Annotated in this window: 16 protein-coding genes and 1 riboswitch; of the genes, 7 read left to right on the top strand and 9 right to left on the bottom strand. The window is 76.3% G+C overall.

Annotated elements, in window-relative coordinates; translation table 11 throughout:
- Positions 1-121 precede the first annotated feature (121 nt).
- The 3 genes from GCU60_RS03500 to GCU60_RS03490 are packed head-to-tail and all read left to right on the top strand — an operon-like array spanning position 122 to position 4,076.
- Positions 122-760: a flagellar brake protein gene (locus GCU60_RS03500; protein ID WP_163202270.1), complete on the top strand. Its 639-nt coding sequence runs from the start codon at positions 122-124 to the stop codon at positions 758-760.
- A 38-nt stretch (positions 761-798) separates the two neighbouring features.
- Positions 799-2,502 carry an ABC transporter gene (locus GCU60_RS03495; RefSeq protein WP_163202268.1) on the top strand — a complete coding sequence of 568 codons (1,704 nt, stop codon included), beginning with the start codon at positions 799-801 and terminating at the stop codon, positions 2,500-2,502.
- Positions 2,499-4,076, top strand: a complete 1,578-nt coding sequence (locus tag GCU60_RS03490) for a GTPase (RefSeq protein WP_163202266.1) — start codon at positions 2,499-2,501, stop codon at positions 4,074-4,076. The genes GCU60_RS03495 and GCU60_RS03490 overlap by 4 nt, the downstream gene beginning before the upstream one ends.
- A 14-nt stretch (positions 4,077-4,090) precedes the next feature.
- Here the strand turns inward: GCU60_RS03490 and GCU60_RS03485 are convergent, their stop codons facing one another.
- Positions 4,091-4,591: an ATP-binding protein gene (locus tag GCU60_RS03485; protein WP_163202264.1), complete on the bottom strand. Its 501-nt coding sequence runs from the start codon at positions 4,589-4,591 to the stop codon at positions 4,091-4,093.
- 156 nt (positions 4,592-4,747) lie between these two features.
- Here GCU60_RS03485 and GCU60_RS03480 point away from each other — a divergent pair, with 156 nt between their 5' ends.
- The gene (locus GCU60_RS03480; protein ID WP_163202262.1) at positions 4,748-5,437 is read left to right on the top strand and encodes an ANTAR domain-containing protein; all 690 of its coding nucleotides are present in this window, start codon (positions 4,748-4,750) and stop codon (positions 5,435-5,437) included.
- 9 nt (positions 5,438-5,446) lie between these two features.
- Here the strand turns inward: GCU60_RS03480 and GCU60_RS03475 are convergent, their stop codons facing one another.
- Together GCU60_RS03475 and GCU60_RS03470 are read right to left on the bottom strand one after the other, a co-directional pair.
- Positions 5,447-6,400, bottom strand: coding sequence for a nucleoside hydrolase (locus GCU60_RS03475; RefSeq protein WP_163202260.1), 954 nt, complete (start codon positions 6,398-6,400; stop codon positions 5,447-5,449).
- Positions 6,401-6,421: 21 nt separating this feature from the next.
- Complete coding sequence (locus GCU60_RS03470; RefSeq protein WP_163202259.1) at positions 6,422-7,795, bottom strand: amino acid permease; 1,374 nt, start codon at positions 7,793-7,795, stop codon at positions 6,422-6,424.
- 2,104 nt (positions 7,796-9,899) lie between these two features.
- Between GCU60_RS03470 and GCU60_RS03465 the strand changes: the two genes are divergently transcribed.
- Positions 9,900-12,446, top strand: a complete 2,547-nt coding sequence (locus tag GCU60_RS03465) for a SpoIIE family protein phosphatase (RefSeq protein ID WP_345770367.1) — start codon at positions 9,900-9,902, stop codon at positions 12,444-12,446.
- A 19-nt stretch (positions 12,447-12,465) separates the two neighbouring features.
- Here GCU60_RS03465 and GCU60_RS03460 read toward each other — a convergent pair whose 3' ends face one another.
- The 6 genes from GCU60_RS03460 to GCU60_RS03435 all read right to left on the bottom strand — a co-directional run bounded on the left by GCU60_RS03460 (position 12,466) and on the right by GCU60_RS03435 (position 17,136).
- Positions 12,466-12,900 carry an ATP-binding protein gene (locus GCU60_RS03460; RefSeq protein ID WP_163202257.1) on the bottom strand — a complete coding sequence of 145 codons (435 nt, stop codon included), beginning with the start codon at positions 12,898-12,900 and terminating at the stop codon, positions 12,466-12,468.
- A gap of 117 nt (positions 12,901-13,017) precedes the next feature.
- The gene (locus GCU60_RS03455; protein WP_163202255.1) at positions 13,018-13,617 is read right to left on the bottom strand and encodes a thiamine phosphate synthase; all 600 of its coding nucleotides are present in this window, start codon (positions 13,615-13,617) and stop codon (positions 13,018-13,020) included.
- Positions 13,614-14,438, bottom strand: a complete 825-nt coding sequence (locus GCU60_RS03450; RefSeq protein ID WP_275585406.1) for a thiazole synthase — start codon at positions 14,436-14,438, stop codon at positions 13,614-13,616. Before GCU60_RS03450 ends, GCU60_RS03455 begins: the two co-directional genes overlap by 4 nt.
- Positions 14,439-14,440: 2 nt before the next feature.
- A complete protein-coding gene (thiS, locus tag GCU60_RS03445) occupies positions 14,441-14,641 on the bottom strand; it encodes a sulfur carrier protein ThiS (protein WP_163202254.1) in 201 nt (66 codons plus the stop codon).
- 33 nt (positions 14,642-14,674) lie between these two features.
- Positions 14,675-15,790, bottom strand: coding sequence for a glycine oxidase ThiO (gene thiO / locus GCU60_RS03440; RefSeq protein ID WP_163202253.1), 1,116 nt, complete (start codon positions 15,788-15,790; stop codon positions 14,675-14,677).
- The gene (locus tag GCU60_RS03435; RefSeq protein WP_163202251.1) at positions 15,787-17,136 is read right to left on the bottom strand and encodes a purine-cytosine permease family protein; all 1,350 of its coding nucleotides are present in this window, start codon (positions 17,134-17,136) and stop codon (positions 15,787-15,789) included. Before GCU60_RS03435 ends, thiO begins: the two co-directional genes overlap by 4 nt.
- Positions 17,127-17,239: riboswitch (TPP riboswitch) on the bottom strand. (Overlaps the previous gene by 10 nt.)
- 32 nt (positions 17,240-17,271) lie before the next feature.
- Between GCU60_RS03435 and GCU60_RS03430 the strand changes: the two genes are divergently transcribed.
- On the top strand, positions 17,272-17,880 hold the full coding sequence (locus GCU60_RS03430; RefSeq protein ID WP_163202250.1) for a TenA family transcriptional regulator: 609 nt from the start codon (positions 17,272-17,274) through the stop codon (positions 17,878-17,880).
- Complete coding sequence (locus GCU60_RS03425; RefSeq protein WP_163202249.1) at positions 17,877-18,518, top strand: TenA family protein; 642 nt, start codon at positions 17,877-17,879, stop codon at positions 18,516-18,518. The genes GCU60_RS03430 and GCU60_RS03425 overlap by 4 nt, the downstream gene beginning before the upstream one ends.
- The last annotated feature ends 15 nt before the right edge of the window (positions 18,519-18,533 follow it).

Genomic DNA, 18,533 nt, shown 5'->3' with positions numbered 1-18,533 from the left:
TGCCACCCCCGGCGAGTCGGCGGGGCGGGGCATCGCGGGCACCGGGACGCCGGTTACCGTTCCCCACCGGGCAGGTGCCGCGGCGGGAGAGCCGGTGCGCGCACCGGATCGGAGAGGACCCATGAGCAGCGTTCCCGGCGTCGACCACCCGGCCGAGCAGTCCGAGGTCGACATCCGGCTGACCTCCGCCAACGTGTCGGTCACGGCGCGGGTGGAGGTCGTCCACGACGGCGTCATCTCCGTCCGGCCGTCCACCAGCGAGTACGTCGGCCAGTCGGTGGCCGGGGTCGGCGACCTGGTCGAGGTCTACTGGATGACCGGCGACGGCCACCGCGCGGTGCCCGCCGAGGTCACCGACGTCGAGCAGGGCGCGGTGATCCGCTGGCGGCTGACGATCAGCGGCGAGGCCGAGCACAGCCAGCGCCGCGAGGCGGTGCGCGGCCGGCTCGCCCTCCCCGTGGAGGCGGAGTTCGGCGGCGTGCCGCTCACCGGCGAGACGGTGGACATCAGCGAGAACGGGACGCGGGCCCACTTCGAGGGCTTCGGCCTGCCCCCGGAGCCCGGGACGACGTTCGCGATGGTGATCGCCTTCGAGGACGGCGGGCTGCGGGCCCGCGGCGAGGTGATCCGCATCCAGATCCGGGGCTCGCGCTGGTCCATGAGCATCCGGTTCGCCGAGATCGAGGAGAAGGCCCAGGACCGCATCCGCCGCCGGGTCTTCCAGGCGCTGCGCGAGGAACGGGCCCGCCTGGCGGAGTGAGCGGGTAGCGCGGGCCCTCCCGGGGCAGTGCACCGGGTGTGACCGCACCCCCGCTCGACCTGCCCGAGGCCCTCACGGCCCTCCGGGACCGCCTGGCCGCCGCGCCCCTGGGGCTGGCCACGCCCGGCCGGGAGGCCGCCGTACGGGCGGCCCGCGGGGTCACCGACCAGATCGACGACTACCTGCTGCCTCGGCTGCGCGACCTCGGCGCCCCGCTGCTCACGGTCATCGGCGGGTCCACCGGGGCCGGCAAGTCCACCCTGGTCAACAGCCTGGTCGGGGCGCCGGTCACCACGGCCGGCGTGCTCCGGCCCACGACCCGCGCCCCCGTGCTGGTCTGCTCGCCGGTGGACGCGCCGAGCTTCTCCGGGGACCGGGTGCTCCCCGGCCTCGCCCGGGCGACCGGCGGGGACGGCGGGCCGGGCACGGTGCAGCTCGTCGTGCGGGACGACGTCCCCGCCGGGCTGGCGCTGCTGGATGCCCCGGACGTCGACTCGGTGGTGGAGTCCAACCGCGACCTGGCCGCCCAGCTGCTGGCCGCCGCGGACCTGTGGGTGTTCGTGACGACGGCGGCCCGCTACGCCGACGCCGTGCCGTGGGACGTGCTGCGGACGGCGCAGGAGCGGGGCACGGCGCTGGCCGTCGTCCTGGACCGGGTGCCGCCCGAGGCCACCGCGGAGATCGCCGCGGACCTCGCCGGGATGCTCGACCGGGCGGGGCTGCCCGGCGCGCGGCTGTTCGTCATCGAGGAGGGCGGGCTGGTCGACGGCCGGCTCCCGGAGGCCCAGGTGGCCCCGCTGCGCGGCTGGCTGCACGGCCTCGCCGCCGACCAGGAGCAGCGGGCGGCCGTGGTCCGCCAGACCCTGACCGGAGCCCTGGAGAGCCTCGAGCAGCGCACCGGCGCGGTGGTGCTGGCGGTGGAGGAGCAGACGGCGGCCGCGGCGTCGCTGCTGACCGCGGCGGACAGCGCCTACGACGCGGCCCGGGACGGCGTCGACCAGGGCGTGCGCAGCGGCACCCTGCTCCGCGGCGAGGTGCTGGCCCGCTGGCAGGAGTTCGTCGGCACCGGTGAGTGGATGCGCAGCCTGCAGGACCGCGTCGGCCGGCTGCGCGACCGGGTCACCGCCGCCCTCACCGGCCGGCCGGCGCCGGCCGAGAGCCTGACCGGGGCGCTGGAGACAAGCGTCGAGGCGTTGCTGCGCGCCGAGGCCGACCGCGCGGCCGAGCGGACGGTGACCGCGTGGCGGGCGTTCCCGGCCGGTCCGCCGCTCCTGGCGCCCGACGAGCGCGAGCTGGCGCGGGTGTCCCCCGACTTCCCCGAGGCGGCCGCCGCGCAGGTGCGCGACTGGCAGGGCGCCGTCCTGGACCTGGTCCGCGACCAGGGTGCGGACAAGCGGTCCCGCGCCCGGCTGCTGTCCTGGGGCATCAACGGGGCCGGCGCGGTCGTCATGGTGGCCGTCTTCGCGCAGACCGGTGGCCTCGTCGGCGGCGAGGTCGCGGTGGCCGGTGGCACGACGGTCGTGGGGCAGCGGGTGCTCGAGGCCGTCTTCGGTGACGCCGCGGTGCGGGCGCTGGCCGAGCGGGCCCGCGCCGACCTCCGGGACCGCGCCGACCACCTGCTCCGCTACGAGCAGGACCGCTTCGACGACCGGGTGCACGAGGCGGCTCCGCCCGGACCGGCGGCCGAGGAGCTGCGGGCCTCGGTCGCGGCGCTGGCCGACGCGCGACGGGCCGCGGCGTGAGGCGGAAGGCGGAGCAGTCCCTGACCGAGCGGCTGACGTCCCTGCGCGAGGCGGTCGAGGTCGCCGAGGGGCGGCTGGAGGTCCCCGAGGTGGCGGCGGCGCGGGCGGTGCTGGCCAAGGCCGGGGCCCGCGAGGCGCTGGGCGACGCCACCGTGGTGGCCCTCGCCGGGGCCACGGGCAGCGGCAAGTCCACCCTGTTCAACGCGCTGTCGGGCAGCGAGGTGAGCACGCCCGGGGTCCGGCGTCCCACCACGGGGGTCGCGCACGCCACGGTGTGGGGCGCCGGTGGCGACACCGACCGGCTCCTCGACTGGCTGGAGGTGCCGCGGCGGCACCGGCGGGAGCCCGAGCCCGCGCTGGACGGCCTGGTCCTGCTGGACCTGCCCGACCACGACAGCGTGCGGCTGGAGCACCGCCTCGAGGTCGACCGGCTCGTCGGCCTGGTCGACGTGCTGGTCTGGGTGCTCGACCCGCAGAAGTACGCCGACGCCGCGGTGCACGAGCGCTACCTCGCCCCGCTGGCCGGCCACGCCGGCGTGCTCCTGGTGGTCCTCAACCAGGTGGACCGGCTGGACGAGCAGGCCGCCCGGGCCTGCCTGGCCGACCTGCGCGGGCTGCTCGACCGGGAAGGCCTCGCCGCCACCCCGCTGCTCGCCGTCTCCGGGCGCACGGGCACCGGGCTGGGGGAGCTGCGCGGGGAGCTGGCCCGGCGCGTCTCGGCCCGCCGGGCGGCCACCGAGCGCCTGGTGGCCGACGTGCGGGCCAGCGGGACGGCGCTGTCGGCGCACTGCCCGCACGAGCCGGTGCCCGCCCGCCGGCCGGTGGTCGACGAGCTCGTCGACGCCCTGTCCGGCGCGGCCGGGGTGCCGACGGTGACCGCCGCCGTCGAACGGTCCACCCGCCGGGAGGGCACCGGGCGCACCGGCTGGCCGCTGCTGCGCTGGACGCGGAAGCTCGGGGCCGATCCGCTGGCCCGGCTGCACCTCGGCGACGAGCGGGCCCGCAGCTCCCTGCCGGCCGCCGGGGCGGTGGAGACGGCGCGGGTGAGCACGGCGGTGCGCGAGGTCCGCGAGGACGTCGCCGAGGGCCTGGCGCCGGCCTGGCGGGACGAGCTGCGCCGCACGGCCGAGGACGTCGAGGACCGGCTGGCCGACTCGCTGGACCGGGCCGTGGCCGGCACCGACCTCGGGCCGGACCGGGTGCCGTTGTGGCAGCGGGCGGTCGGCGGCCTGCAGTGGCTGCTCCTCCTCGCCGCCCTCGTGGGAGCGGTCTGGCTGCTCGCCCTCGTGCTGCTGGGCTTCCTCCAGCTGGACGACGTCCTGCCGCTGCCCCGGGTGGAGGGCATCCCGCTGCCGACGCTGCTCGTCGTCGGGGGCCTGCTGGCCGGGCTGCTGCTGGCGCTGGTGTGCCGCCCGCTGGTGGCGCTGCGGGCGCGACGGCGCGCGCGGACGGCCGAGCGCCGGCTGAAGTCCGCGGTCCGCGCGGTGGCCGAGGAGGAGGTCCTCGCACCGCTGGCCGAGGTGGAGCGCGACGCGGAGCGGTTCTGCGCCGCGGTCGGAGCCGCCGCGCGCTGACCGCCCGCGGCGGGTCAGAGCCCGGAGGAGCGCTGCTCCGGGAGCCGTCCGCGCAGGGGCTGGGCGGCCTCCCGGCCCGTGGGCAGCAGCGCCCACACGTGCTTGCGACCCGGGCGCTTCTCCCAGCCGAACCCGGTCGAGAGCTGGGCGACCAGGTGCAGGCCCATGCCGCCCAGTGCGGGATCCCGGTCGACCGCCGGCACCGGTGGGCTGTCCGGGGCCTCGTCGCTGAGGTCCAGCAGCCAGCCGGCCGGACCGGCGACGACGAGGGCCCGCACGTCACCGCCGCCGTGCCGCAGCGCGTTCGAGGCGAGCTCCTCGAACACCAGCAGCAGTCCGTCGCGGGCGTCCTCGGTGGAGGCCGAGGAGACCGACGGGTGGGCGATGCGGGCGCGCAGGTCCGAGCGCACCCGGGAGACCACGTGCATGGCCTCCAGCTGCCAGTGCCAGACGTCACCGGGCACGGAGGGGACGGGCGCGGTCGGCCACGCGTCGTGGCCCAGCTCGTCGGCCATCGCTTCCTCTCGCGTGTGGTCGGCGTTCCCGGCACCGCCCGGGGGCGGGCCGGCCGGGCGGTCCCGCCCCGGTAACGGCGGGTCCATCCTGACCGATCGCGCTCGCGCGCGCGAAGGGGGGCGATGGCCGGCCGGTCGGACGGGCACAATGGACAGGTGGACGACGTCTTGCGTGCGCTCAGCCGGGTCACCCTCGGGGACCGGGAGCTGACCGACGTGCTCGGTGAGATCACCATGATCGCGGCCGGCGCGATCCCCGGCGCCGAGGCGGTGTCGAGCACGCTCGTCCGCGACGACAAGGCCTTCACCGCCGGCTACCACGGCGACCTGGCGCTGCACGCCGACGAGCTGCAGTACGCCGAGGACAGCGGCCCCTGCATCGACGCGGGCCGCGGTGGCGTCGTGCTGCGGATCGACGACACCCTCACCGAGGAGCGCTGGCCGGCCTACATGGCGCGGGTCCGCGAGACGGGGGTGCGCAGCTCGTTGTCGGTGCCGCTGCCCTACCAGGGCTCCTCGATCGGTGCGCTGAACGTCTACTCCACGAAGCCGGCGGCCTTCGCCGGACCCGGGTCGCTGACCGCAGGGCTCGGGGTCGCCGAGACGATCGCGGTGGCGATCGCCAACGCCGACGCCCACGCCCAGCTGGCCGACCAGGCGCGCAACATGCGGATCGCCATGGAGTCGCGGGCGGTCATCGAGCAGGCCAAGGGCGTGCTCATGGCCCAGCGCCACTGCACTCCCGAGCAGGCCTTCGAGACCCTCCGGCAGGCATCGCAGCGCTACAACCGCAAGCTCCGGGACATCGCCACCGGCATCGTGGAGGGCGTGCAGGAGGGGATCTGACCCGAGGGGTCAGGCCCGGGCGCCGTCCAGCAGGCACAGCCGCTGCACGAGGAACTCCACCGCCGAGGCGGGATCGACGGTCTCGGCCACCTCCACCGCGGTCGCCGACGCGGAGACCGACCGGCGGTCGACCAGCGTCTGCCCGCGACCGGCGCCCAGCGTGGTGTCGACGACGACGTCGCGGCGCACCGTGCCGAGGGTGCCGGGGGCGATCGCCTCGGTGAGGGCGAGGGCGTCGTGCACGACGACGCCCGGCGTCCCGTAGACGTCCTTCGCGTGGTCGACGTACTGCTGCAGGATCGCCGCGGCGGTCCGCCCCACCGGTCCGGCGGCCGCGAACCGGTCGATGCCGTCGGTGGTGAGCACGGTCGGCAGGGTGACGTCCAGGCCGACCATCACGGTGGGGAGCCCGGCGCCGAACACGGCCTGGGCCGCCTCGGGGTCGGACCAGATGTTGAACTCGGCGGCGGCGGTCACGTTGCCGCCGCGCCCCGCGGACCCGCCCATGACCACGAGCCGCCCGATCCGGGCCGCGGCCTCCGGGTGGACGGCCAGCAGCAGCGCGATGTTGGTCAGCGGGCCGATCGCCGCGACCGTCACCGGCGTGGGGGAGGCCGTCAGCAGCTCCGCGAGCGCGGTGACCGCCGGACGCGGGTCCACGCCGGCGGGTGACGGCGGCAGCTCGACCCCGCCCAGGCCCGCGGCGCCGTGCACGTGCCCCGCCCGCTCCGGCTGCGGGTGGATGAGCGAGGCCCGCGCGCCCACGGCCACGGGGACATCGGACCGGCCGGCGAGGTGCAGCACGCGCAGCGCGTTCTCGGTGACCTGCTCGAGCTCCACGTTGCCGTGCACGGTGGTGACCAGTCGCAGGTCGACCTCGGGGCTGGCCAGGGCCAGCAGGACGGCCAGGGCGTCGTCGATGCCGGGGTCGGTGTCGATCACCAGGGGGATGCGCTCGGTCACCGGCGCATCCTGCCAGCCGCGTCAGCCTGCGGTGCCGGCCCTCTCCGGGTCCGGCTCCTCCTGCGTGGACCACCAGGGCGCCCGGGCCAGCAGGTACAGGACGACCCCGACGGCCAGCAGGATGCCGGCCCGGAGCCAGGTGCCTGCCTCCTGCTGCCAGAGCAGCAGGAGGCAGGACCCGATGGCGAGCACCGGGATGACGGCCCCCACCCTGAAGTGGTCGGCCTCGACCCGGTCCGAGCGCAGCACCAGGACGGCGATGTTCGTGCTGAGGAAGACGATGAGCAGCAGCAGGACGACGGTGTTGGCCAGCTCGCCGAGGTCACCGGTGAGCGTCAGCGCGATCGCCACCACGGTGGTGACGACGATCGCGACCCACGGCGTCCGGCGGCCGGGCAGCACCCGGCCGAGCGGGCGGGGGAGCAGGCCCTGCTCTGCCATCCCGAACACCAGCCGGCTGGCCATGATCATCGTGAGCAGGGCCCCGTTCGCGACGGCGATCAGCGCGACCGCGCTGAACAGCTCGTCGGGCACGCCCACGTCGGCAGCCCGGACGACCTCGAGCAGGGGCCCCGACGAGCCGGCCAGATCCCCGGCCGGCAGGACGATCGAGGCGGCCAGGCCCACCAACAGGTAGACCACGCCGGCGACGAGCAGGGCGCCGAACAGCGCCCGGGGGTAGACGCGGCGGACGTCGCGCACCTCCTCGGCGACGTTCGCGGAGACCTCGAACCCGACGAAGGAGTAGTAGGCCAGCAGAGCGGCGGCGAGGACGCCGGAGGTCACCGAGACGCCTTCCGGGAACTCCGTCACTCGCCCCGGATCGCCGTCCCCCCGGCCCAGGACCAGTGCGCCCAGGATGACGACGAGCACCAGACCGGACACCTCGACGACGGTCATGACCACGTTCGCCCGCACTGATTCCTTGATGCCGCGCGCGTTCAGCAGTGCCACCAGCACCAGGAAGACGATCGCCGCAGGGACGGCAGGCACGTCCAGGAAGACGCCGAGGTAGTCGCCGCCGAAGGCCAGTGACAGCCCGGCGGCGCTGGTGACGCCGGCGGCGAGCATGCAGTAGCCGACGAGGAAGGAGATCAGCGGGCTCCGGAAGGCGCGCTGGGCGAAGACGGCGGAGCCCCCGGCCTTGGGGTACTTGGTCACGAGCTCGGCGAAGGACGCCGCGGTGAGCATCGCCAGCACGAGGGCGACCACCATCGGCAGCCACACCGCGCCACCGACCTCGCCGGCGATCTCCCCGACCAGTGCGTAGACACCGGCGCCGAGGACGTCGCCCAGGATGAAGAGGAACAGAAGTTTCCCGCTGATCGCGCGGCGGAGGCGGGTCTCGTCGTTCCCGGGCAGGTCGTGGTCGGTGGCCGTTCCGGGATCGCTCACCGGCCGAGTCTGCGAGGGCGCCGGGCGGGCAGCAATTCGGCGTCCACCGATCGGGTGCGACGCCCGACACGCCGGGCGCGCCGGGCCGCCCCGGACGTGACCGTCGCACCGCGAGCGGGGTTCCACGCTCAGGACCCGGGTGCTTGTCGACAAGGGCACGGCCCGGGGAGGGGGTGACCGACCGGTCCGGAACGGCCCCGCAACGGTTCGGTCACGCGGTTCCGGAGGCGGGTCCGAGGAACGGGTCCGCGGCGTCCGCGTTCCCTAGTTTTCTCCTTGTCCGCGGCACCTTCCCCGGCCGCGGACATGACGTCAGGAGGCGACATGAGCAGCACCACGCGGGCCCCCCGGCCGGCCTCGGCTCACGTGTCCTCCGAGCCGGGCGGCCGCGCCGTGGCGGCCGGCACGCTGGCGGGGCTGATCGACGTCCTGGACCGCGCCGACGGCGACCGGCCCCGGCACCGCCCGGCGCTGCACCGCTCCGCCGGCCGGCCCGGCCCGCTGCGGTCGGTCCAGCCCGCGCCGATGGCCCGGGCGCTGCGTGCGCCGGCCGCGCCGGTCCCCCGCGTCGTGGTGGTCCCCGACCGCGTGCGCCGGCCGCTCGGCGGCCTCAGCGGTCTCGCCCGCCGGGCCGCGCTCTGGGGCGCCGGTGAGCAGGGCGAGCACCTGGCCTGGCGCGGGGGCGCGCACACCACCGCGCCGTCGGCCCCGGGGGCTCCTCCCGCCCGGCCCTCGCGCCGGAGCGCGCTGCGGGACCTGCACCGCCGGGTCGCCCTGTGGGGCGCCGGGAACCGGGGCGAGTACCTCGCCTGGGGTCCGACGGCCGCTGCAGCGGTGAACCCGCCGGTCCGCCGCCACCTCGACCCGCCCGTGGTGCTGCGCGAGCTGCCCAGCACCCCCTCGATCCAGCCCGTGGCGACTTCCCCCGCCTCGGCGCTCCTTCCCGCGGAACCGGCGTCGTCGCCGGGGACGCGGACCGGTACGGCCGCATCTGACGCGACCGACCGCCCCACCCACCCGAGTTCCACGGAACCCACGGCAGGGTCGCAGCCACGCGTCGGCTGGCGTCCACCGCGGGACTGGCCGTCCTCGGGTCGGTTCGGGGCGCGGTCCACGCCGCCGTCCCTCCCGGTCCGCTCCTCCGGTCCGATGACCCGGGGTCCCGCGGTGCCCGCACCGCGAGCCCCCCGGGGCTCCGGTGGCACCCGGGCGCGGGGCGACCCGCCCCCGGTCACCGCCAGGGGTTCTCCTCCACCCCCGCGACGAACCGGGCCCGCGAACGGCTCCCCAGCCGGACCGTTCTCCGCGCGGGCACCTTCGTCGCACCCCCACCCGGCGCCGCCAGCGCCAGGGTGACGCACCGAGCGCGACCACGGCAGCCGGCCGTGGACGCCGTCCACCGCACTCCGTCGAGCACGCCGCGACCGGTCGCCCTCTTCCCCGGGTGACCGTGGATCGTCGTCTCGGTCCCGACCCCGTCCTCCCTCCCGGCCGACCCCCGTCGGCCACGCCCAGCCCACCCCGACGGTGCTCTTCCGCAGTACCCGCAGACCTCTCCGCTCGTCGTATCCGGCCTCGTCCTCCCGCACGGCTGTCGCACTCCAAGACAGCGCGCGGACCCTCCAGGGAGGCACGGATCGCCGGCGGCGTGGACTGCCGGTACCGGAACCGTCGCGGTGGACGACAGGTCCTGCCGGTGCCCGGCGGGCGCGAAACCCTCGCGACCCGGGTCTCTGACCGTCAGTGCCTGGCCGGCGCGAGGTGGACGACGACGGACCGGCGAGCGACATCCCCGCCCGGCGCTCCGGTCGGCGGTCGCGACGGCGTCGCCGGCTCCCGAGGACCCGCGCCGGCGGACGGTCCCCCGTCCGCCACCGCCGCCGAGCGGCGGGCGCCCGCCGACGACGGCCGGGACCGGCACCGGTCCCGGCCGCCGAGGGCGCCCGCCCCGGCTCCGGGGCCTCGTCGCCCCGCACCGGTCTCCTGCCCCACCCGTTCCCGCGGCCCGAGCGATCGGCCGACCGGTGTGACACCCTGTGTACCGACCGTGGCCGGACCGGAACAGCCGTGTCCGCCACTGCGGATCTCTGGGGAAGGAACCGTCGTGACCGCCGCCGAGGGATCCCCGGGGCAGTCCGCCGGAGTCGTGGACGCCGGGACGCGGCCGGACCCTGCCCGCACGGAGCTCGTGCGCCGGCTGGTTCCCGAGGCCCTCGGCTCCCGGAGCCTCCAGCGGCTCACCGACCTGACCACCCGACTGCTCGGCTGCGACATCGCGCAGGTGTCCCTCGTCGGCGAGGCCCAGACGGCTGTGGCGGGCACCGGTCTGCCACCGGGTGGCATCGGCGCCCGGCTCCCGCTGGCCGACTCGCTGTGCGCGGTGGCCGTGGCCGGTGGCGGTCCGCTCGTGGTCCGGGACGCGGCCCGCGATCCCCGCGTGTCCGAGCGCGCCCCCGTCCGCTCCGGGGAGATCGGCTCCTACCTGGGGGTCCCGCTGATGGCGTCCGAGGGCGAGGTGCTCGGCGCGCTGTGCGTCTACGGGGCCGAGGCGCGGGACTGGACCGAACGGGACATCGCCCTGCTCCGCCAGCTCGCCGACTCGGTCGGCACCGAGCTCCAGCTCATGGCGGTCACCGCCGAGTACGAGGCGCACCGGCTGCGCTTCGAGCTCGCCATCGACGCCGCCGGCATCGGCAGCTTCGACTGGAACCTGGTCACCGGCCGGCTGCTGTGGGACGACCGGCTGCTCGCCCTCTTCGGCTACGACCGCGCCGGGTTCGACGAGACCATCGACGCGTTCGCCGCCCGGGTGCACCCCGACGACCGCGACCGCACCCTGGAGGCGCTGCAGGCGGCTATCGACACCGTCGGCGCCTACGACGCGGAGTTCCGCGTCGTCCTGCCCTCCGGGGACACCCGCTGGGTCCGGGGCAGCGGGCGCGCCGTCGCCGACGACCGGGGCACCCCGGTGCGCCTGCTCGGCGCCGGCTACGACACCACCCCGCAGCGGCAGGAGGACGTCCGCATCGCCCGGCTGCTGGAGGCGATGAAGGCCTCCTTCTTCTCCCTCGACCGGGACTGGCGCTTCACCTACGTCAACACCGAGGCCGAACGGGTGCTGGGCGCCTCCCGGGAGGATCTGCTCGGCGGCGTCGTCTGGGACCTCTTCCCGGCGGCCGTGGGCAGCGACTTCGAACGGCACTACCGGGGAGCGGCGACGACCGGCCGCGAGCAGATGTTCGAGGCGTACTACCCGGCGCCCCTGGACGCCTGGTTCGAGGTCCGGGCCTGGCCCACCCCCGACGGCCTCTCGGTGTCGTTCCTGGACGTGACCGAACGGCGGGCGGCGGAGGAGCAGGCCCGGCGTGGTGCGTCCCGGCTCGCCCTCGTCGCCCACACCACCACCGCCATGTCCGCCCAGCTGGCCACCCGGGAGGACGAGGAGGCCGCGCTCCGCCGGGTGGCCCGGCTACTGGTCCCCGGGCTCGGCGACTGGGCGATCCTCACCTTGGTCGACGAGGAGGGCCGGATGCGCGACGTGGCGACCTCGCACCGGGACCCGCAGCAGGAGGAGCTCGTCGCCCGCTACGCGGCCTCCCGGCTGGCCGCGCTGCAGCCGGACGCGCCGATCATGCGGGCGCTGGCGTCCGGGCAGGCGCTCGTGGTGCCCGACATCGCCGCCACGGTCGGGCAGACGCTCCCGGCCGGCGAGGTGCGCGATGCCTTCTGGGCTCTGGCGCCGCAGTCGGCGGTGACCACGGCGATGTCGGCCCGTGGCCGGACGCTCGGCGCCCTCAGCGTGTACCGGTCGGCCGACCGCCCCGTGCCCGACGGCGACGACACGGCGACCGTGCAGGACGTGGCCGGCCGGATGGCGCTGGCGCTGGACAACGCGCGGCTGTACCAGCAGCAGCGCCGGTTGGCCGAGGGCCTGCAGCGCGGCATGCTCACCGCACCGCCGCAGCCGGCCTCCTCCGAGATCGTGGTCCGCTACCACCCGGCGATGGCGGTCGCCGAGGTCGGCGGGGACTGGTACGACGCCTGGGTGCAGCCCTCGGGTGCCACCATGCTCGTCATCGGCGACGTCGTGGGGCACGACACCGAGGCCGCCGCGGCCATGGGTCAGCTGCGCGGCATGCTGCGCGGCATCGGCTTCCGGGACGGCATCGGCCCGGCCGCGGTGCTGACCGACCTCGACGCCGCGATGCAGGGCCTCCAGGTGGGGACCCTGGCCACGGCCGCCCTCGTGCGCGTCGAGCAGACCGCCGAGGAGCGGGCCGCCGGCCTCACCCGGCTGCGCTGGTCCAACGCCGGTCACCCGCCGCCGCTGGTGCTCCACCCCGACGGCCGGATCGAGGCGCTGGCCGGCGACCGCGCGCAGCTGATGCTCGGTGTGGACGCGGCGGCCCGGCGCACCGAGACCGAGACGACGGTGGCCCGCGGCAGCACCGTGCTGCTCTACACCGACGGACTGGTGGAGGGCCGCGACCTCTCGCTCGACGAGGGCACCGCGCGGCTCATCGCGGCGTTCGCGGAACTGGGCGGCATGCCGTTGCCGGAGCTGTGCGACGCGCTGCTGGAGCGGCTGCGCCCCGAGGGTCTGCAGGACGACGTCGCCATCGTCGCGATGCGCCTGCACCCCCAGGACTGAGGCGCACCCGGCCGTCCGCTCAGCGGGGGAGCAGCGCCCACACGTGCTTGGCGCCGTCGGCGGCGTACCAGCCGTGGTCATCGGCCAGCTCCGCGATGAGGTAGAGGCCCAGCCCTCCGAAGCTGGGGTCGCGGCCCACCGCCGGCGTCGGCGGCGTCCGTGCTGCCTGGTCCGACACCTCGACCAGGTAGGCGGTCGTGGTGCGGCCGACCGCCGCGCGGACGGCACCGCCGCCGTGGCGCAGCGCGTTGGAGGCCATCTCGTCCAGCGCGAGCACCAGGCGGTCGATGAGGTCGGGCGTGCCCGAGGCGAGCGCTCCGGCGGTCAGCTCGCGGCGCACGTCGGCGCGGACGCCGGGCAGCTCGGCGACGACCGTCAGCTCCCAGGCGAGCAGCGGCTCGGCGGGTGGTGGGGACGCCGACGGCCAGATGGTTCCGGCCGCCTGCCCTGTCACGCGCGTGCTCTCCTCGGTTCCCGGCCGGCGGGACGCCTGTGCCGGCCGAACAATCACGTATGGGTCGCTGCGCGGCTCGTCAAACGTGTTGTTGCCCAGATCACTCCGGGCATCCGATCAGGGCCGCCGTGTGACCGGGGATCCGGCCGTCGCGGCGAGGTACTCCACGACGAGCGCCGGATCGCGCATGACCGGGCCCATGACCGCCACACCGTGCGCCCCGGCCGCCAGGCAGCCGGCAACGTCGCCGGGTCCGACGCCGCCCAGCGCGAGGACCGGAGGCGCGCCGACCGCCAGCGCTGCCACGCCGTCCAGGCCCAGCGCCGGCCCGTAGCCGGGCTTGGACGCCGTGGGGAAGACCGGGGAGAGCGTCACCCAGTCGCAGCCCTCGCGCGCCGCCGAGGCGAGCTCGGTCGCCGAGTGGCAGGAGCGCCCGACCAGCGGCGGGCGCACCGCCGGGAACGGTTCGGCCGCGGCCAGGTGGACCGGCGTCCCGGGGGGTGCCCCGGCCGCACCGCCGTGCACCAGCAGGCCACCGACGGGCTCGAGCACCGAGCGAAGGTCCGCGGCGAGAGCGGACCGTTCGGGGGCCGGCAGGTCCTTGTCGCGGAACAGCACGGCCCGGGCGCCGGAGGCGACGGCGGTCGCCACGACCTCCACGAGCGGCCGGGCGCACTGCGTCCGGTCGGTGACCACGACCAGGCGGGGGAGGATCACAGCTCCGGCAGGCCGGCGAACGACGTGGAGGCCTCCGCGTGCCACCGGCGCGGGATCCGGCCGGCGAGCTTGGCGAGCCGGCCGCCCTCCACGGCCTGGCGCATGGCCAGCGCCATCCGCTCCGGGTCGCGCGCACGGGTGACCGCCGAGGCCAGCAGCACCGCGTCGCAGCCCAGCTCCATCGCCTGGGCGGCGTCGGAGGCCGTGCCGATGCCCGCGTCGAGCACGACCGGCACGGACACCGCCTCGCGCAGCAGGGCGATGTTGTGCGGGTTGCGGATGCCCAGGCCGCTGCCGATCGGCGAGCCCAGCGGCATGACGGCGGCGCAGCCGGCGTCGGCCAGCCGGCGGCCCAGCACGGGGTCGTCGGTGGTGTAGGCGAGCACGACGAAGCCCTCGGCGACCAGCTGCTCGGCCGCGTCCAGCAGTTCGACGACGTCGGGCAGCAGGGTGTGCTCGTCCCCGATCACCTCGAGCTTGACCCAGTTCGTGCCGAACGCCTCCCGGGCCAGCCGTGCGGTGAGCACCGCCTCCCGGGCGGTGCGGCAGCCGGCGGTGTTGGGCAGCAGCCGGACACCGCAGCGGTCGAGGACGGCCATCATCGCGCTGCCGGCCGAGGCCTCGACCCGGCGCAGGGCCACGGTGACCAGCTGGGTGCCCGAGGCCCGGACCGACGCCTCGAGCGCCTCCAGGCTGGGCACGCCGCCGGTGCCCAGGAGCAGGCGGGACGTGAAGGTCTCACCGCCCACGGTGAACGGGTCACCCGCCTCCTCGCGGGCGAGCGCGGGGGCGAGGTCCGCGGTCAGGGCGTCCTCGGACATGGTCATCCTCCTGCGGTCGGTGCGAGCACCTCGAGGGCGTCGCCGTCGGCCAGCCGGGTCTGCTCCCAGCTGCTGCGCGGGACGACGTCGCCGTTGCGCGCGACGGCGACGCGGTCGTGCCCGCCGACGCGCGCGGCCACGAGATCGGCCACGGTGACGTCCTCGGCCAGCTGGGCCGGGACGCCGTTCACGGTCACCTGCACGGAACTGGTCCTCCTGTCGCTGCGGCGTGCACCTCAGGGTGCCCCGAAACGGTCGACGGTGAAGGGTGCGGCCACCTGGGGGAGCTCACCGGTGACCAGCAGGTCGGCGACGGCGTCGGCGGTGACCGGCGTGAGCAGGACGCCGTTGCGGTGGTGCCCGGTGGCCAGCACCAGGCCGGGCACGCCGGTCGGGCCCAGCAGCGGGGCGTTGTCGGGCGTGCCCGGGCGCCAGCGGGCCAGCGTCTCGACGAGCTCCAGCTCGCTGACGCCCGGGACGACGTCGAGGGCGTCGTGCAGCAGGTCGTGCACACCGCCGGCGGTGACGGTGCCGTCGAAGCCGCGCTCCTCCACGGTGGCGCCCACGACGAGGCCGTCGTCGCCCTGCGGCACCAGGTACACCGAGCGGCCGCGGACCAGCGCGCGCACGGTGCCCTCCAGCAGCCCGGCCGCTCCGCGCATCCGCAGGATCTGCCCCTTCACCGGACGGACCGGTACGGCGGGCGCTCCGGGGAGGGCGCCGCTGTGCGGGCCCAGTGCCAGCACGACGGTGGCCGCGCGGACCTCCGCGCCACCCTCGAGCGCGAGCCCGCGGGCGGTGCCGTCGTCGGTCAGCAGCCCGGTGACGCGGGAGCCGACGATCCGGACGCCGGCGCCCTCGGCCGCCGTGCGCAGGGCGGGGTGCAGCTCGCGGGGGTCCACCGAGAGGTCGCCGGCGACGTGCAGGCCCCCGCGCACCCGGGGGCTCAGCGACGGCTCCCGGCGGCGCAGCTCCCGGCCCAGCAGCCGGTGCACCTCGAGGCCGAGTTCCACGTGGAACGTCTGCAGGTCCGCCAGCACCCGCATGTCGTCGTCGTCGAAGCCGACCACCAGCGTGCCGGCGCTGCGCAGCGGCACCCGGACGCCGGTGTCCGCGGCGAGCTCGTCGAGGAAGGCCGGGTAGCGGTCCAGCGAGGCCAGGCAGAGCCGCAGCAGCGCCTCCTCGCCGTAACCGGCCTCCGAGACCGGTGCCAGCATCCCGGCGGCGGCCCGCGAGGCGCCGCTGCCCGGGGCGTCGTCCACCACGGTCACCGACAGCCCCCGCCGGGCGGCCCGCCAGGCGAGGGACAGCCCGATCAGGCCGCCACCGGCGACGACGACGTCGGGAGTCACCGGGGCGCCCGCCTGCGGCGCAGCACGCCCGGCAGGACCAGCAGCGCGGTCAGCGTCGCGGCGACGGCGAGGCTGATCAGCGAGGCCGACCAGCCGTTGGCCGGATCGATCCCGAGGTCGGCCTGCCGCGCCGCCCACCAGGCCGTCCACCCCGAGCCCGGGCCGCCGAAGAAGGTCGGCAGGGTCAGCTGGTAGGCGATGAAGCCGGCGGCCCACGGCAGCAGCAGCGCCGGGCGGGTGCGGGCGGTGTCGGAGGTGTCCCAGGCGCCCCGCGGGGTGAGCGCGTAGGCCACGGCGAAGACGCCGACCAGCGGCACGAACACCGCGCCGATCAGGAACAGGAAGGGCTCGTAGGCGACGATGTCGAAGCTCAGCGCCAGGAGCGTGGCCAGGGCGCCGACGACGAGGACCGCCACCCGGCGGTCCAGCCGGCCGACCACGTTCTGCGCCGACACCGCCGTCGAGTAGAGGTTCGCGAAGGCCTCGTCCAGCTCGACGGAGACGAGGATCAGCACCGCGAGCGCACCCAGCGGCACGGCCAGCAGGGCGTCGATGACGTCGAACCCGCCGCTGCCGTACGCGGCCAGCGCGAGCACCCCGAGGGTGAACATCACCATCGTCGCCAGGCCGTAGCCGATGCTCGCGCCGGCGAAGGCGGCGCGGCCGCTGCGCACGTGCCGGGTGTAGTCCGCGGCCAGCGGGAACCAGGAGATCGGCAGGGCGATGACGATGTCGGTCGCCGTCCAGAACGACGTCGCCACGCCGGCGTCCATCGTGTCCGGCAGCGGCTGGGAGAGGACGTCGACGAGCAGGTAGACGACCGCCGCGGCCGCCGCCCAGATGGCGTAGCGGGCCAGGATCCGGACGACGCCCAGCGGGCGCAGGGCCATGAGCGTCGCCAGGACGCCGGCGGCCAGCACGAACGGCCAGCGCGGGGCGTCCAGCACGCGGGACGCCGCCTCGGCGATGATCACGATCTCGAACGTCGCCCAGCCGATGCACTGCACGAGGTTGAACGCCGTCGGCAGCCAGGAGGTGCGCCGGCCGAGCAGCCCGCGCAGCAGCACCATCGCCGGCACGCCCTCGCGGGCGCCCGCCGCGGCGCCGATCCCGAGCAGCAGCGCGCCGATCACCGCGCCGACGACGACGGCCCCGAGCGTCTCGGCCAGCGGCCGGCCGGGCAGGACGACGAAGACCGCGGCCACCGGCAGCAGCAGGCTGACGCCGAGGTTGCCCCACAGGCCGAGGGTGTCGCCGAACCCCAGCGACCGCGGCGGGGGTTCGGTGAGGGTGAGCGGCGCGTCGCCGCGGGTGGTGGACGCGCGGACGGCATCGGACGTACTCATGGTCAGCTCCCTACGCCGGCATTACCCGGACAGGTTCCAGCGGTCGGCGGCGCAGTCAGCCGCCCTCTCAGCCCGGTTCACCCGAGCTCCCGCACATGTGCGTCGGAACTGTAGCCCCGCCCGTACTGTCGCGCCGTGCCGACGTCCGATCTGATCCGCGACCATGCCGGGGCCTGGGAACGGGCCACCCGTCATCCCTTCCTGCTCGCCGTCCGCGACGGCAGCATCCGCACCGGGGCCTTCGACACCTGGCTCGTGCAGGACGCCCGCTACGTGGCTGACCTGCTGCGCTTCCAGGCCCGGCTGCTGGCCCGCGCGCCGCGCCCGGCGCAGGCCGTGCTCGCGGCCGGAGCGGTCGCGCTGGTGGAGGAGCTGGCCTGGTTCGAGGAGCTGGCCGGGCGCCGCGGCCTCGACCTCGACGTCCCCCGCCTCCCGGCCACCGCGGCCTACGCCGAGCTGCTCGACCGCCTGGATGCCGCCGAGGTGCCCGCTGCCCTGACCGCCCTCTGGGCGATCGAGCGCGTCTACCTGGCCGCGTGGACCGCGGCCGCGCCCGGCGCGCCGGAGTACGCCGGCTACGTGGCGCACTGGACGACGTCGGGGTTCGCGGGCTACGTCGACGGGCTGGCGGCCGCGGCCGACGCCCTCGGCGGCCGGCACGACGCCGTGGTGCTCGAGGTGCTCGACGCCGAGACCGCGTTCTGGGACATGGCGATGGGCGACGGCTCCCTGGGCGCCGCATGAGCCTGGCCCGCCGCCTCTGGGCGGACTCCGCCGACCTCGCGGACGCCACGCTGGCCCACCCGTTCGTGCGGGGGCTGGCCGACGGGACGCTGCCCCGGGACCGCTTCGCCGGCTACGTGGCCCAGGACGCGTTCTTCCTGCAGGCGTTCGCCCGCGGCTACGCGATGGCGGTCGTCCGCAGCCCCGACCGGGCCGGTCTGGAGGCGTTCGCCGACCTGCTGGCCGGGGTCCGCGACGAGCTCCGGCTGCACCACGGGTACGCCGCGCGGGAGGGCATCGACCTGACCGGCGTCGAGCCGATGCCGGCGACCTCGGCCTACACCGACTTCCTGCTGGCCACGGCCGCGACCGGCGGTCCGGGGGAGACCTGCGCGGCGATGACGCCGTGCATGCGGCTCTACGCCTTCCTCGGGCAGTCGCTGGCCGGGAGGTCCGCCGCGGCCCCCGACGGGCCCTTCGCCGAGTGGGTCGCCACCTACGCCGATCCGGGCTTCGAGCAGCTGGCGGCGACGCTGGAGGAGCTGCTCGACCGGTACGCGGTCGACACCCCCGCCGTCGCCGCGGCCTACCGGCGGGCGATGGAGCTGGAGCTGGGCTTCTTCGAGTCCGCGTGGTCCGGAGGCGGACGGCGCGGCTGAGCGCTTGCTACCTTC

Source organism: Blastococcus saxobsidens (genome assembly GCF_010682065.1).
Taxonomy (GTDB): Bacteria; Actinomycetota; Actinomycetes; order Mycobacteriales; family Geodermatophilaceae; genus Blastococcus; species Blastococcus saxobsidens_B.
This window is presented reverse-complemented; position numbering and strand designations above follow the sequence as displayed.